Here is a 13,712-nt window from a genome sequence, read left to right on the forward strand (position 1 = left end):
GATCACGCACCTGTCTTCCTGAATGTCAATGGAACCACGGTCTTCGCGTCGTAGCGCGCGCTGCATTCCGCCACGTCACTGGTGCCGGCCTTACAGGTAATTTCCGGCATCGGGTAGCGCGAGCCGTCAGCGCAGCGGGCGTTGCCCCGGGTTTTAATCAGCAGCTCGCCGTTGCTGTGCAGCCCGGAGAAGACCTCCACGCGGCAGACCACGTTATCGCCATGAACGACGCGGGCCGATCCTTTGTTGTTCTGAATTTGATAGCGCATTGACGGCGGCTTGCCGGTGATCGGATCGGTAACGTCCAGCATCACCCGCCAGCTTCCGTTGAGAAAACGCGTCGAGCCGGATTTCACCTGACCGGCTTCCATCACCAGGGCGTCTTTCGGGATCGCGGCAATCACGACCGGCTCCGCAGGGGCAGGTTCAGGGGCTTTTACTTCCGCCACTTCAGCCTGATGCAACGGCAGCTTCAGCGGCAAAGGTTCAACCGCGGCAACCGCTTTGGGCTCAATCGCCACCGGAGCGGCGGCGACGACGGCGGCTTTTACCGGCTCGGCGGTCGGGGCCCGTTTCGGCCACAGCAGCGGGGTGGCAACGGCGGCAACCACCACGGCGGCAACCGGCAGGGACCACAGCGGAACGCGGCGCTTTTTCGTCGCCACGACCGTCGGAGCTGGCTCTGGCTCCGGCTCGCTGGCGGTCATCACCGGCGCAGGCTGCGCTTCGTACAGATCGTTCGCGGTGATGTTTACCGTTGCAGGGGCGGCAACCAGCGGTTCATCGGCCTTTTCAAAGACGATGACCGGGGCGGCTTCCGGCTCTGGCTCAGGCTCTACCTCGGCGGCAGGCATCGGGACCGGCAGCAGGGAGGCGCGCAGGCAGTCGAGAATATCCTCGCGCGCGTTTTCATTGAGGTTTACAAACCCCCAGAAGGTGATCACCGGCTTACCGTCGACCAGGAACAGGAAGTTTTCGCCCGGGAACTGAAAGGCTTTTGACAGCAGGGAACCAAACAGCTGCTGGGCGGTTTTCGGCGACTGAAGCGACTTTTTGCTCAGGGACTCCACGCTCGACAGGGTGCTTTCCAGCAGGCGCAGCGCCCGGAAGCGCGCATCTTCGTCGGCGGCTTTCCAGCTGATAACCGCGCCGTCCACCGGGGAGTACCAGTCCACCCGGTCGCCTTCATCGTTGACCTGCGGGATAGCCAGACAATCGACGATCGCCTGCTGTTTGCGCAGACGCAGCGCCTCACGGATTTGCAATGCTGATTCAAAAACGGCCTGTCCGCCGCCGCCAACGGCCTGAAAATCATCCAGATTGCCGCTGCGTAAAAGGGTTTTTGCCACGATTTGGTCCCATAGACTTTTTCACGCGTCTACTTTACGAAATCTGCCGGCAAGCAAACGGCAGAAGAGACGGCAAAAGGGGCGATTTCTTGCTGCATTGAGAGTGCGGAAAGTGCTTGACGTTGAATGTACCTTAAGGCAAATCACCGTCCGGCCATTGGCGGGAAAATCAGCGGAAATAACTGCTTTAGAATAACCTGATAGTGTTTCGTTATTTGCCACAGGAATAGGGCTGTGCTGTTATTACAGTTCTTTATAATAAAACCAAACAGGTAATAACCATGTCTACAGGGAAAACTCTCCTCGCGCTGGCGTTAAGCGCGCTGCTGCCAGCGGGCGCCGCATGTGCGGCCAATACCGACACCATTATCTACTGCTCTGAAGCCTCGCCGGAGTCGTTTAACCCGCAGATTGCCAGCTCCGGCCCGACCTTTGTCGCCAGCTCGCAGGTGCTGTATAACCGCCTGATTAACTTCGATCCGGTGAAAAACACCCCGGTGCCATCGCTTGCGGAGTCCTGGACCATCTCACCTGATGGCAAAACCTATACCTTTACCCTGCGCAAAGGGGTGAAGTTCAACAGCAATAAATTCTTCAAACCGACCCGCGACTTTAATGCCGATGACGTTATTTTCTCGGTTATGCGTCAGAAAGACCCTAAGCACCCTTACCATAACGTCTCCCAGGGCAACTACGAATACTTTAACGACGTCGGCCTGGATAAGCTGATTCAGGAAGTGAAGAAGATTGACGATACCCACGTCCAGTTTGTCCTGAGCGAACCCAATGCGGCCTTCCTCGCCGACTGGGGGATGGACTTCGCCTCGATCCTCTCTGCGGAATACGCCGACGCGATGCTGAAAAAAGGCACCCCGGAGAACGTGGATACCTGGCCGATTGGCACCGGGCCATACGTGCTCCAGCAGTACAAGGTCGACTCGCAGATCCGCTATCTGGCTAACCCGAACTACTGGGATGGCGCGGTTCCGACAAAACACCTGATCTTCTCTATCACCCCGAACGTAGAAACCCGTCTGGCGAAGCTGCAAACCAACGAGTGCCAGATCATTCCTGCGCCATCGCCGGTGCAGTTTGACGTGATCAAGAAGAACAAAGACCTGACCCTGCATACCGTTGATGCGTTAAACGTCGGCTATCTGGCGTTCAATACCGAGAAAAAGCCGTTTGATAATGTGCTGGTGCGTCAGGCCCTGAACTACGCCACCGATAAAAAAGCGATCGTCAACGCGGTGTTCCTCGGCTCCGGTACGGTGGCAAAATCGCCGATCCCGCCGAACATGATGGGCTTTAACAAAGATCTGCAGGATTACGGTTACGATCCGGAAAAAGCGAAAGCGCTGCTGAAGCAGGCCGGGCTGGAGCAGGGGGCGGAGGTGACGCTCTGGTCGATGCCGGTGCAGCGTCCATATAACCCGAACTCGCGGCGTATTGCCGAGATGATCCAGAGCGACTGGGCGAAGGTGGGTATCAAGGCGAAGATTGTCTCCTATGAGTGGGGCGAATATCTCTCGGGTATGCGCAAAGGCGAGCACAACAGCGCGCTGTTTGGCTGGATGTCGGATAACGGCGACCCGGATAACTTTGCCGACGTGCTGCTGGGCTGCGACAGCATCAAAACCGGCTCCAATGCTGCACGCTGGTGCGACAAGGGCTATGATGACCTGGTGCAGAAAGCGAAGCTGACCAGCGATCCGGCAGCCCGCGCGAAGCTCTACGGCCAGGCGCAGGAGATTTTCTACCAGCAGGCACCCTGGATTGCGCTGGCTAACGGCAAAACTTTCTACGCCACCCGCAGCAATATTACCGGGTACAGCGTGAGCCTGATGGGAAGTGATTTCTCGAAGGCGAAAGTGAACTGATAAAAACGCCGGGTGGCGCTACGCTTACCCGGCCTACAGGGCACCGTAGGCCCGTGCAAGCGCAGCGCCGCCGGGCAAGGTTTCAAATGCGGCCCCGTAGGCCCGTGCAAGCGCAGCGCCGCCGGGCAAGGTTTCGAATGCAACCCCGTAGGCCCGCGCAAGCGTAGCGCCGCCGGGCAAGGTTTCGAATGCAACCCCGTAGGCCCGCGCAAGCGTAGCGCCGCCGGGCAAACTAACAAGGAGTGACAATGTCACATTTAGAGGATGTGATCGCCCGCGTTGACGCGGCGATTACCGAAAGCGTGATTACGCATATGAACGAACTGCTGATCGCCCTGAGTGAAGACACGGAACTGACCCGTGAAGATCGCTATGCCCAGCAGCAGCGCCTGCGCAACGCCATTGCCCATCACGGGAAGCAGTATAAAGAAGATCAGGATGCCCGCCATGACAGCCTGACCAAAGGCGGGGTGATCCTGTAATTCAGAACTGGCGTCTTGCGACGAGCCAGGCGCCAATCACCAGCAGTACCGCGCCGCACGCCGGGCCGATCAGCGCCTTCAGCGGCACCCCCTGACTGCGCACCACGTCCATCACCAGACCGCCAATCAGCTGGCTGGCGACCAGCACCGCGATGGTTGTCGCGGCGCCGACGTACTGATACCCGCTGATGCTGGCGAAGACAAAAAACGACCCCAGCAGGCCGGGAATCAATGTCCACCAGCGCACCTGGTGCACCAGTTCGCTGAACCCGGCGACGCCGTTTTTAATCAGCAGGATCGAAACAAACAGCACAATCCCCACCAGCGAGTTAAGCAGCATGGCGATAAGAATGGTGCCTGAGGTCTGGGTGATGCGCACCATTAAGGTGTTCTGCACCACCAGGCCAATGCCCGCCGCAACCAGAAATACCAGCGTCAGGGACTGGTTCATCCGAGGTTATCCGGCTCGCTGCGCTCGTCGAGCTGCAGCTGCATAAAGGTCAGATCCAGCCAGCGGCCAAACTTGGTGCCCACCTGCGGCATCTGGCCGGTGGTGACAAAGCCCAGCGTCTCGTGCAGATGAATGGAGGCGCTGTTCTGCGCTTCAATTCCTGCCACCATCACGTGTTTACCGATGCGCTTCGCCTCGATAATCAGCTGTTGCATCAACGCCCGACCGATGCCCTTGCCCTGATGATCAGGATGGACGTAAACCGAATGCTCAACCGTATGGCGGAAGCCGTCAAAAGCGCGCCAGTCGCCAAAGGAGGCATATCCCGTGACCACGCCGTCGTGCTCGCTGACCAGGACCGGATAGCCCATCAGCTGACGCGCCTCGAACCAGGCGATGCGGTTATCAGTATCGACGGTTGTATCATTCCAGATGGCGGCGGTGTGCAGCACGGCGTGGTTATAGATCTCGCCGATAGCGGCGCAATCCTCTTTAAGGGCATGGCGAATAAGCATGGTGAAACCTTAGTCTGTGTTGTTCACTATAGTAGTACGATTTGTCACGATATTACACAAACAGACACTGGAATGGCTACGGCATAACTCATATCTTTTAGTTATGAAAAAAGCCCGTTGTAATCCATTACTTTCACTATAGTATGACGGGATGAACAATATGTCAGACAATATGAATCAACGGATCAGCGCGCGCATTCGCCTTGAACGCGAATCGCGGGGATGGTCCCTGAGCGAACTTGCCGAGCGGGCGGGAGTGTCGCGGGCGATGATCCACAAGATCGAACGCGCCGACAGCAGCCCCACCGCGACCCTGCTGGCCCGTCTCTCTGGCGCCTTTGGCATCAGCATGTCCACGCTGATCGCCCGCGCCGAGATGCAGGAAGGCAAGCTGCTGCGCTTTGAAAGCCAGCCCGTCTGGCGTGACCCGCAAACGCACTATCTGCGCAGGCACGTCTCCCCGCGTACCGATCTGCCAATCGACCTGGTGCAGGTGGAACTGCCCGCCGCCAGCGATGTGCCGATGCCCGCTTCCTCTTACGCCCTGGCGCGCCAGCTTATCTGGCTCCAGTCAGGGGAACTGGTTTTTCAGGAGGGGGATACCCGCCATGAAATGCGGGCCGGGGATTGTCTGGAACTGGGCCCGCCGAACGACTGCCGGTTTATCAACGAAAGCGATGCGCCGTGTGTCTATCTGGTCGTCAGGCTTAACCAGTCTGGCTCATAATGCCAAAGCAGACAGAAGCAGATGAAGCTAGGCTCTAAGGACGTTTGTATAAAAAGGAGTGAGGTATGAGTCAATCTTCAACGCAGAATCGTCAATGGGTTCTGGCTTCTCGTCCCCAGGGCGCACCCACCGCAGACAACTTTCGCTTAGAAACCACCGATATTCCCCAGCCCGCCGATGGCCAGCTTCTGCTGCGCACGATGTGGCTCTCTCTCGACCCTTATATGCGTGGCCGCATGAGCGACGCGCCGTCCTATTCACCGCCGGTGGAGATCGATGCCGTGATGGTGGGCGGCACCGTCAGCCGCGTTGAGGCGTCGAACCATCCTGATTATAAGTCCGGTGAATGGGTGCTCGGCTACAGCGGCTGGCAGGAGTATGAACTCTCCGACGGCAGCGGCCTGGTTAAACTGGGCGAAAACCCGGATCACCCTTCATGGGCGCTAGGCATTCTGGGGATGCCGGGCTTCACCGCCTATATGGGTCTGCTGGATATCGGGCAACCGAAAGCGGGCGAGACGCTGGTGGTGGCCGCGGCGACCGGTCCGGTGGGCTCCACCGTCGGCCAGGTGGGCAAGCTGAAAGGCTGCCGGGTGGTAGGCGTTGCCGGTGGGGCGGAGAAGTGCCGCCACGCCACCGAGGTGCTGGGCTTTGATCAGTGTCTCGATCACCATGCCGACGATTTTGCCGAACAGCTTAAGCAGGCCTGCCCGGACGGCATCGATATCTATTACGAGAACGTGGGCGGGAAAGTGTTTGATGCGGTACTGCCGCTGCTGAACACCCAGGCGCGGGTGCCGGTCTGTGGGCTGGTAAGCGGATACAACGCCACCGACCTGCCGCCAGGGCCGGATCGTCTCGGGCTGCTGATGGGCACCATCCTGAAAAAACGCATCCGTATGCAGGGCTTTATCATCAACCAAGATTATGGCCACCGCATCGAAGAGTTTCAGCAGGAGATGGGGCGCTGGGTCAAAGAGGGCAAGATCCACTACCGCGAGCAGGTGACCGATGGCCTCGAAAATGCGCCAGAGGCACTTATAGGTTTGCTGAATGGTAAAAACTTTGGCAAAGTCGTGATACGCGTCGCGAACAATAACGAATAGTAACGTATATGGCGGATTATTCCGCCATACTAAACTGTGCAAAATTTCAAATAACGTCTTTAATTATACAGGCATAGAATAGTCAAAACGCAGTATACGAAACGGTTTTTATTATTTAATCAATCAATTTTTGTTTTGATTGATGGTTTTCTTTTGACGTAAATCAGGCATGCAGATACAGGATATATCAAATACTCAGCGGTTCGTATTTAACCGCCTGTGGAATATAAGTTAAGTGTTGGTTACAGGAATAGAACATGCTGGATTTGGATAATTTTGAAAAAGCTCAACGAATGAGCCTGACGATGCAGGTGGAAATGAGTCTCAAAAGTGCGCTGATTGCCGGGGCACTAAAACCAGGGGCACGGCTCGTCACTAAAGAGATTGCGGATAAACTCGGTACCAGTATTACTCCTGTTCGTGAAGCGCTGCTGCGGTTGGTCTCCGCGGGCGCGCTGCACGCTACCCCGGCGCAGGCCTTTCTGGTGCCGGAAGTGACGCTCGAGCGTTACAACGAAGTCAACGCTATCCGCAAGGAGCTGGAGTGCATGGCGGTGGCGGCGGCCTGCAATCAGATGTCTGATGAAAAGTTAGACACGCTGCGCGAACTCTCAGAGAAATTTCATGATGCGATGAGCAACGGGGAAGTGGAGCGCGCGCTGCATACCAACCGGGCCTTTCGCTTCACGCTGTACCACTATGCCGACATGCCCACCCTGATGTCGCTTATCGAGCAGCTCTGGGTGCGCATTGGGCCCTGTTTTAACTGTCTTTACGATCCAGACCTTGTGCTTCCCTGCAAATCCTACCGCTACGATGAACTGCTTGACGCGCTGGAGAAGGGCGATCAGAACGCCAGCCGGACGGCTATTGATAAAGTGATCGACGAAGCGAATGAAATATTAATCCGACAGTTTGATAACTAACTGCTAAATAAGCGAAGCGGTAATAGCGCTAATTTCGCTCGGTAATTATTTTCCGGCAGACAACGCGCTGCCGGAAGAGGCTATTTTTTATCCTACTGATAAGACCAGCTTAACTATGAAATAACCCTGAAGCCTGCCGATAACCTTAAAAGGCACAGTCGCCTTTTAAGGAGCCAGGAATGAGTGTCAGTCAACGATTACGTAATATAAAAATGAGCAGAAAGCTCGCGGCAGGTTTTGGTCTGGTATTGCTGCTGGTGGCAGTTTCGACCCTGCTCAGCGTGCAGCGCTTTAAAGAGATTCGCGACGTTTACCAGCAAACCAACCTGATCTACAACATCAATATCGAGGTCTTCCAGGCCAAGATTAACCGCCTGAAATTCCTCTACAACGGCGACGAAAAGTCCGGCCAGCTGATGGCGAACTACGTCAAACACGCCGCGGAACTGACCGAAGAGGCACAGCAGCTGGAGTGGACGGCAAAAGAGAAGGCTATCGTTGACGCGATTGCCGGGCATCTGGCTCAGTTTGCCAGCAGCGTGAGCGAAATGCAGACCGCAATGACGGCCTTAAACGCCGACAAAAACGACCCGGCGGCCACCGCAGCCCTGAACGCGGCGGAAGACAAGGTCAAAACCGCCGGGGATAACAGCAGTGCCTCTATCCGCGACATTATCGCCCTGGTCAAAACCCATAACGACTCGCTGGCCTACAGCTCCAGCACCATCACCGCCATCATCGGAGTGGCGGCGATCCTCTTCGGCATCCTCGTCTCCTGGTGGGTGACCCGCCAGATAACCCGTCCGGTCAAACACAACCTTCAGCTGGCGGAACGCATTGCCAGCGGCGATCTCAGCTCTGAAATCCGCCCGCAGGGCGAAGACGAGCTGGGCAAACTGACCGGGGCGATGGGGCGGATGAACGACAAACTGCGCCTGATGATTGGCGAGGTGCGCAGCAGCGTGGCGCAGGTGTCGCTGGCGGCCAGTGAAATTGCCGAAGGCAATACCGATCTCTCTTCGCGCACCGAGCAGCAGGCCGCGGCGGTAGTGCAAACCGCCGCCAGCATGGAAGAGCTGACCGCCACGGTGAAAAACAACGCCGATAACGCCCGTCACGCCAGCCAGCTGGCGGCTGAAGCTTCGCAAACCGCCACCCAAGGCGGACGCGTCATGCGCGATGTGGTCAGCACCATGAGCGACATTAACACCAGCTCGCAAAAAATTGCCGATATCACCGCGGTCATCAACAGCATCGCGTTCCAGACCAATATCCTGGCGCTGAACGCCGCCGTTGAAGCGGCGCGGGCGGGCGAGCAGGGGCGAGGCTTTGCAGTGGTGGCGAGCGAAGTGCGCAGCCTCTCCCAGCGCAGCTCCCAGGCGGCTAAAGATATTGAACAGCTGATCAGCGAGTCCGTATCACGTATCTCAACCGGTAGCGACCTGGTGGCGAAAGCCGGGCAGACCATGGAGCAGGTGGTGGACTCTGTGACCCGCGTGAATGACATCATGGGTGAGATCTCCTCGGCCTCTGAGGAGCAGAGCCGCGGCATCGAGCAGATTTCCCGTGCGGTGATGGAGCTGGACACGACCACCCAGCAAAACGCCTCGCTGGTAGGTGCCTCTTCGACGGCGGCAGGGGCGCTGGAAGATCAGGCCCGTCTGCTGGAGTCGCTGGTGGCGGCGTTCCGCCTCGATCAGCAGGCGCAGATGGCGTAAAACAGAACCGGCAGCCTGGGCTGCCGGTCTTATTATCACTCGAAGCGATACGAGACGGAGAGGCCCACCCCGTAGTTACGCCCCGGCGCAGGCTCGTAGTAACGCCCGTTCGATTCGTTGACAATAACCGAGCCGACATACTCTTTGTCGAACAGGTTATCCACCCGACCAAACACGTCCATTCCCCAGTTGCCGTAGTTGAACTTATACCCGGTGTTCAGGCCCACTACCGTGTAGGACGGCGCTTTGGCGCTGTTTTCGTCGTCGGCCATGATGTCGCTCATGTAGCGCACGTCAGAGCCCGCGTACCAGCCCTCGACAGGCTGCCAGCCAAAGGAGGCATAGCCCATATTGCGCGCAATGCCCGGCATCCGGTTGCCGCTACAGTCGCCATCGCCACAGACGTTGGTGCGGTAGGTGGCATCCAGGTACGTCCAGGCCATTTTCAGCTTCCAGTTCTCAGCAAACTGCTGATCGAGGGAGAGCTCCACACCCTGACGGCGGGTTTTACCGGCGTTTTTGTAGCTGGTGCGCCCGCCCGCGCTGGCGTCGACCACGATCTCATCGTCGGTATCAGTGCGGAACAGCGCTGCGGTGAACAGGCCGTTGCCGATGCGCGTTTTGCTCCCCACCTCATAGGTGTTGTTGGTCGACGGCTTCAGGCCGAAGTTCAGGCCGCTCTGGTTGTCGGTACGGTAAGAGAGCTCGTTGATGGTCGGAGTCTCAAACCCGCGACCCGCGGCGGCATACAGGTTCCAGGCGTCGGTCACGCGGTACTTCAGCGCGCCTGCCGGGAGCCATTTGTGATAGCTGGCGTCGCCGCTGTCATCACCGTTGGCCCCCTGCACGTAGTGATCGTTCGAGTCGAACCACACCGAGCTGTAGCGCACGCCCGCGTCGAGAGAGAGCTTCTGCGTCAGCTGCCAGTTGGTTTGCAGGTAAGGGTCGACGTTCCACATCAGGTTGCGTTCGTCGCGGCGTTTCGCCCCTTTGACGCCGTAGTCCGGCACCCCGTTGTTCATCACGTAGTTTTCATACCCGCGACGATCTTCGCTCATGTTTTCGTAGTTCAGGCCGGTGGTGAAGGTCATCGGCACCAGCAGCTCCCCACGGTGGGTCCAGCGGGTGTCGATCCCCTGATAGTGGCGCTGCATATCAATCACGCCGCCGGAGTGGGTGGCTCTGAGCTGCGGCTGATACGGGATCGACTGGTACTGGGTCATCTCGCGTTCACCGGCGTAGGCCATCACGCTGAGGTCGTCCTGAGAACTGAGCTGGCGCTCATAGCGCAGGCCAGCCTGGGTCTGCTTGATGGTTTTACGGGTGTTGTACTGATCCCCGCGCGGTGACTGGCGCGGGTTGTCCCGCCACTCCTGATAGTCCAGTCCGCCCGGATCGTTGGCTTTCATATCCACGCTGTTGAAAATCAGGCTTAGCTTGCTGGCGTCGTCGACGCGCACGCCCAGTTTTGCGTTGGCCAGATTCTTACGCGCGCCGCTGTGATCGCGATAGCCGTGGGTGGTGAAGCGGGTGGTCGAGACGGTGTAATCCACGTCGCCCGGGTGGGTGCCGTCGCCCATCGCACCGGTGGCCTTCATGCCGTAGCGCCAGGTGCCGTAGCTGCCGTAGTAGCTGCTGGCCTCGACGGTGTTCGGCTCACGTCCGGTTTCGGTGGTCATATTAAGCACGCCGCCGGAAGCATTGCCGTACAGGGCGGAGAAGGGGCCGCGCAGCACTTCCACGCTCTCGATGCTGTTGAGATCGATGTTCGAAGTTTGCCCCTGGCCGTCCGGCATGGTCGCCGGGATACCGTCCACATAGAGGCGAATCCCGCGCACCCCAAAGGTGGAGCGGGCACCAAAACCGCGGGTAGAGAGCTGGAGATCCTGGGCGTAGTTCTGCCGGTTCTGGATCTGTAGCCCCGGCACGCTGCCGAGAGATTCAGAGAGGTTAATGCGCGGCGCGGCCTGACGCATATCTTCGCCGTTTACCACGCTGACGGCGGCAGGGGTATCTAACTCGGAGAGCGTTTGCGGCGATGCGCTGACGATCATGGTCTGTTCGTCGGCGGCCATCGCCACGACAGGGGCTAACACAACAGGAACCAACAGCAGGGGAAGCGTTGCCCTGCGGGCAGAAAAGATTTTCATGGATTAAGAAACCGGTTAAGGAAAGGACGAACCAAATGGAACATGTGCGTGTATGGTAAATCTTTTGTAAATATTTTGAAAACCAAAACAGCACATAGCGTTAACCCAAGTGTAGGTTAAATCAGCGAACGGGCCCGTTGCGAGCAAGAATTACTCCACATTGAGATAAATAATGATTACTATTCTCATCAATAATCAGGCGAAGCGATGACTTTGCCAGCCGGAAGCGATGTCAGCGATACCATTTACTCAAAAGGGAGTTGTTATGAATTTACGTCACCTGTGCTCGCCGCGTCTGCGTGGCTCACTGCTGTTGGGTTCTCTGCTGGTCGCCGGTACTTTTAATGTTCATGCCGCAGAAGAGATGCTGCGTAAAGCGGTTGGTAAAGGCGCATATGAGATGGCCGTCAGCCAGCAGGAGAATGCGCTGTGGGTTGCCACCACCCAGAGCCGCAAAACGGATAAAGGTGGGGTGGTGTACCGTCTCGATCCGCTGACGCTGGAAGTGACGCAGGCCATTCATAGCGACCTGAAACCGTTTGGCGCCACCATCAACAACGCCACCCAGACGCTGTGGTTTGGTAACACCACCAACAGCGCGGTAACCGCCATTGATGCTAAAACCGGTGACGTGAAGGGCCGTCTGGTGCTTGATGACCGCAAGCGTAGCGAAACGGTAAAACCGCTGCAGCCGCGCGAGCTGGTCGCGGATGACACTACCAACAGCGTGTACATTACCGGCATCGGTAAAGAGAGCGTGATTTGGGTGGTGGATGGCGAAACGCTGAAGCTGAAAGAGACCATCTCCGGTACCGGCAAGTTCAGCACCGGCCTGGCGCTGGATGCGCAGGCGAAGCGTCTGTACACCACTAACGGCGACGGCGAGCTGGTGACTATCGACACTGCCACCAACAAAATCATCGAGCGTAAGAAGCTGCAGGACGACGGGAAAGAGCACTTCTACCTGAACCTGAGCCTCGACGTGAAGGGCCAGCGTGCGTTTATTACCGACTCCAAACAGCCGGAAGTGCTGGTGGTTTCCCTGAAAGACGGCAGCGTCATCAGCAAAGTGGCCGCGCCTGAATCCCTGGCGGTGCTGTTCAACCCGGCGCGTGATGAAGCCTACGTGACCCACCGTGAAGCGGGCAAGGTGAGCGTGATTGACGCGAAAACCTATAAAGTGACCAAAACCCACGACACCCCGACCTTCCCGAACAGCCTGGCGCTCTCCGCCGACGGTAAAACCCTGTACGTGACGGTGAAGCAGAAGTCGACCCGTCAGCAGGAAGCCACCCAGCCGGATGACGTGATCCGTATCGCGCTGTAAGTTTCGCGCGTGGTTGTGCCGGGTGGCGGCTGCGCCTTACCCGGCCTACGAATTTTGCCCCGTGGGCCCGTGCAAGCGCCGCGCCGCCGGGCAAAAGGCGGTACATTTATTGCGGACGTTGGCACAGACCGCTTGCCAGCAGTGTAAACACCTCCGTAATGGCAGGCAGCGCCCTCTGTGGATCCTGGCTGGCGGCTATCCACAGCGCAGCATTCATGGCTGCGCTGTTTAACATATAGGCCGCGGCGTCAGCATCCACCGCTTTTATCACACCGCGATCGAGCATTTTCTGGATGCTCTGGCGGGTGGATTCAAGGCAGCTCAGCTGGCCAGGCCACTGCGCGGGATCGCCCAGAAAAGCGGGCCCATCAAGCAGAACGATACGTCTCACTTCGGGGTCGAGCGCCATTTTGATATAGGCGACGCCTTCCGCTAACAGTTTTTCCCAGTCATCACCCGCATCTGCGGCCTCAGCCTTAGCGCGTTGCGCCATTTCACCGTCCATCTGAGCGACAACGGCGGCGAGGAGACCTTTTTTATCGCCAAAATTGTGGTACAGCGCCCCGCGGGTCAGCCCCACGCTGCCGTGAGTTCATCCATTGATGCCTCAGCAAAGCCCTTCTCAGCAAAGGCTTTTCGCGCTGCCGCGATCCGTTCCGGTGATTTGCTGTTTGTTTCTGGTCAGGTAGGAAGTTGCGCCGACGGTACGCCGGAGCCGGATTTAGCCGCTCAGGTGCAGCTTGCGTTTGATAATCTGAAAGCGACACTGGCTGCGGCGGGGTGTACTTTTGAGGATCTAATTGATGTCACCACCTTTCATACCGATCCGCAAAATCAGTTTTCAACGATCATGCAGGTTAAACAGTCTCTCTTTCCGCAGCCTCCTTATCCGAACTGGACCGCCATCGGGGTGACCTGGCTTGCAGGGTTTGATTTCGAAATTAAGGTGATTGCGCGGATCCCTCCGAAACTGTAGGCCCGCGCAAGCGCAGCGCCGCCGGGCAAGAAACGGTCGTGCGGCCTGCATGCCGGGTGGCGGCTGCGCCTTACCCGGCCTACGAATTTCGACCCGTAGGCCCGT

At 57.9% G+C, this 13,712-nt stretch carries 12 protein-coding genes and 1 pseudogene; 8 read left to right on the plus strand and 5 right to left on the minus strand.

The genetic code is table 11. From position 1 onward, the window contains the following. Positions 1–2 precede the first annotated feature (2 nt). Positions 3–1,349, minus strand: a complete 1,347-nt coding sequence (locus K5I40_RS05370; RefSeq protein WP_223075328.1) for an SrfA family protein — start codon at positions 1,347–1,349, stop codon at positions 3–5. A 281-nt stretch (positions 1,350–1,630) separates the two neighbouring features. Here K5I40_RS05370 and K5I40_RS05375 point away from each other — a divergent pair, with 281 nt between their 5' ends. Both K5I40_RS05375 and K5I40_RS05380 read left to right on the plus strand, forming a co-directional pair. After that, positions 1,631–3,229, plus strand: coding sequence for an ABC transporter substrate-binding protein (locus K5I40_RS05375; RefSeq protein ID WP_223075327.1), 1,599 nt, complete (start codon positions 1,631–1,633; stop codon positions 3,227–3,229). 248 nt (positions 3,230–3,477) lie between these two features. Beyond that, on the plus strand, positions 3,478–3,711 hold the full coding sequence (locus K5I40_RS05380) for a YdcY family protein (protein WP_223075326.1): 234 nt from the start codon (positions 3,478–3,480) through the stop codon (positions 3,709–3,711). 1 nt (position 3,712) lies between these two features. Here K5I40_RS05380 and K5I40_RS05385 read toward each other — a convergent pair whose 3' ends face one another. After that, positions 3,713–4,162 (minus strand): DMT family transporter, encoded by a 450-nt coding sequence (locus K5I40_RS05385; RefSeq protein WP_223075325.1) that lies wholly within the window; start codon positions 4,160–4,162, stop codon positions 3,713–3,715. Then, positions 4,159–4,677 (minus strand): GNAT family N-acetyltransferase, encoded by a 519-nt coding sequence (locus tag K5I40_RS05390; protein ID WP_223075324.1) that lies wholly within the window; start codon positions 4,675–4,677, stop codon positions 4,159–4,161. Before K5I40_RS05390 ends, K5I40_RS05385 begins: the two co-directional genes overlap by 4 nt. Positions 4,678–4,828: 151 nt before the next feature. Between K5I40_RS05390 and K5I40_RS05395 the strand changes: the two genes are divergently transcribed. The 4 genes from K5I40_RS05395 (at position 4,829) to K5I40_RS05410 (ending at position 9,154) form a co-directional block, all read left to right on the plus strand. After that, positions 4,829–5,404 carry a helix-turn-helix domain-containing protein gene (locus tag K5I40_RS05395; RefSeq protein ID WP_039028673.1) on the plus strand — a complete coding sequence of 192 codons (576 nt, stop codon included), beginning with the start codon at positions 4,829–4,831 and terminating at the stop codon, positions 5,402–5,404. Between the two features lie 65 nt (positions 5,405–5,469). Further along, on the plus strand, positions 5,470–6,510 hold the full coding sequence (locus tag K5I40_RS05400; protein WP_223075323.1) for an NADP-dependent oxidoreductase: 1,041 nt from the start codon (positions 5,470–5,472) through the stop codon (positions 6,508–6,510). A 257-nt stretch (positions 6,511–6,767) separates the two neighbouring features. Next, positions 6,768–7,436 (plus strand): GntR family transcriptional regulator, encoded by a 669-nt coding sequence (locus K5I40_RS05405; RefSeq protein ID WP_223075322.1) that lies wholly within the window; start codon positions 6,768–6,770, stop codon positions 7,434–7,436. A 179-nt stretch (positions 7,437–7,615) separates the two neighbouring features. Further along, positions 7,616–9,154: a methyl-accepting chemotaxis protein gene (locus K5I40_RS05410; RefSeq protein WP_223075321.1), complete on the plus strand. Its 1,539-nt coding sequence runs from the start codon at positions 7,616–7,618 to the stop codon at positions 9,152–9,154. A 35-nt stretch (positions 9,155–9,189) separates the two neighbouring features. Here K5I40_RS05410 and pqqU read toward each other — a convergent pair whose 3' ends face one another. Beyond that, positions 9,190–11,304, minus strand: a complete 2,115-nt coding sequence (gene pqqU, locus K5I40_RS05415; RefSeq protein ID WP_223075320.1) for a TonB-dependent receptor PqqU — start codon at positions 11,302–11,304, stop codon at positions 9,190–9,192. Between the two features lie 265 nt (positions 11,305–11,569). On the opposite strand from pqqU, the gene K5I40_RS05420 reads away from it, so the two are divergent. Beyond that, positions 11,570–12,631: a YncE family protein gene (locus K5I40_RS05420; RefSeq protein WP_039028678.1), complete on the plus strand. Its 1,062-nt coding sequence runs from the start codon at positions 11,570–11,572 to the stop codon at positions 12,629–12,631. 106 nt (positions 12,632–12,737) lie between these two features. Here K5I40_RS05420 and K5I40_RS05425 read toward each other — a convergent pair. Continuing rightward, positions 12,738–13,282 (minus strand): annotated as a pseudogene (locus K5I40_RS05425) (TetR/AcrR family transcriptional regulator). On the opposite strand from K5I40_RS05425, the gene K5I40_RS05430 reads away from it, so the two are divergent. Continuing rightward, the gene (locus K5I40_RS05430; RefSeq protein ID WP_223075319.1) at positions 13,218–13,607 is read left to right on the plus strand and encodes a RidA family protein; all 390 of its coding nucleotides are present in this window, start codon (positions 13,218–13,220) and stop codon (positions 13,605–13,607) included. The pseudogene K5I40_RS05425 and the gene K5I40_RS05430 overlap by 65 nt on opposite strands. Positions 13,608–13,712: the final 105 nt, after the last annotated feature.

The organism is Leclercia sp. LTM14 (assembly GCF_023736175.1).
GTDB classification, from domain to species: Bacteria; Pseudomonadota; Gammaproteobacteria; order Enterobacterales; family Enterobacteriaceae; genus Enterobacter; species Enterobacter barmai.

Bases quoted from the DNA above. Each gene is read 5' to 3' on its own strand.
- K5I40_RS05410 (WP_223075321.1), top strand. From the start codon at position 7,616: ATGAGTGTCAGTCAACGATTACGTAATATAAAAATGAGCAGAAAGCTC.
- K5I40_RS05380 (WP_223075326.1), top strand. From the start codon at position 3,478: ATGTCACATTTAGAGGATGTGATCGCCCGCGTTGACGCGGCGATTACC.
- K5I40_RS05405 (WP_223075322.1), top strand. From the start codon at position 6,768: ATGCTGGATTTGGATAATTTTGAAAAAGCTCAACGAATGAGCCTGACG.
- K5I40_RS05395 (WP_039028673.1), top strand. From the start codon at position 4,829: ATGAACAATATGTCAGACAATATGAATCAACGGATCAGCGCGCGCATT.
- K5I40_RS05385 (WP_223075325.1), bottom strand. From the start codon at position 4,162: ATGAACCAGTCCCTGACGCTGGTATTTCTGGTTGCGGCGGGCATTGGC.
- K5I40_RS05420 (WP_039028678.1), top strand. From the start codon at position 11,570: ATGAATTTACGTCACCTGTGCTCGCCGCGTCTGCGTGGCTCACTGCTG.
- pqqU (WP_223075320.1), bottom strand. From the start codon at position 11,304: ATGAAAATCTTTTCTGCCCGCAGGGCAACGCTTCCCCTGCTGTTGGTT.
- K5I40_RS05375 (WP_223075327.1), top strand. From the start codon at position 1,631: ATGTCTACAGGGAAAACTCTCCTCGCGCTGGCGTTAAGCGCGCTGCTG.
- K5I40_RS05400 (WP_223075323.1), top strand. From the start codon at position 5,470: ATGAGTCAATCTTCAACGCAGAATCGTCAATGGGTTCTGGCTTCTCGT.
- K5I40_RS05390 (WP_223075324.1), bottom strand. From the start codon at position 4,677: ATGCTTATTCGCCATGCCCTTAAAGAGGATTGCGCCGCTATCGGCGAG.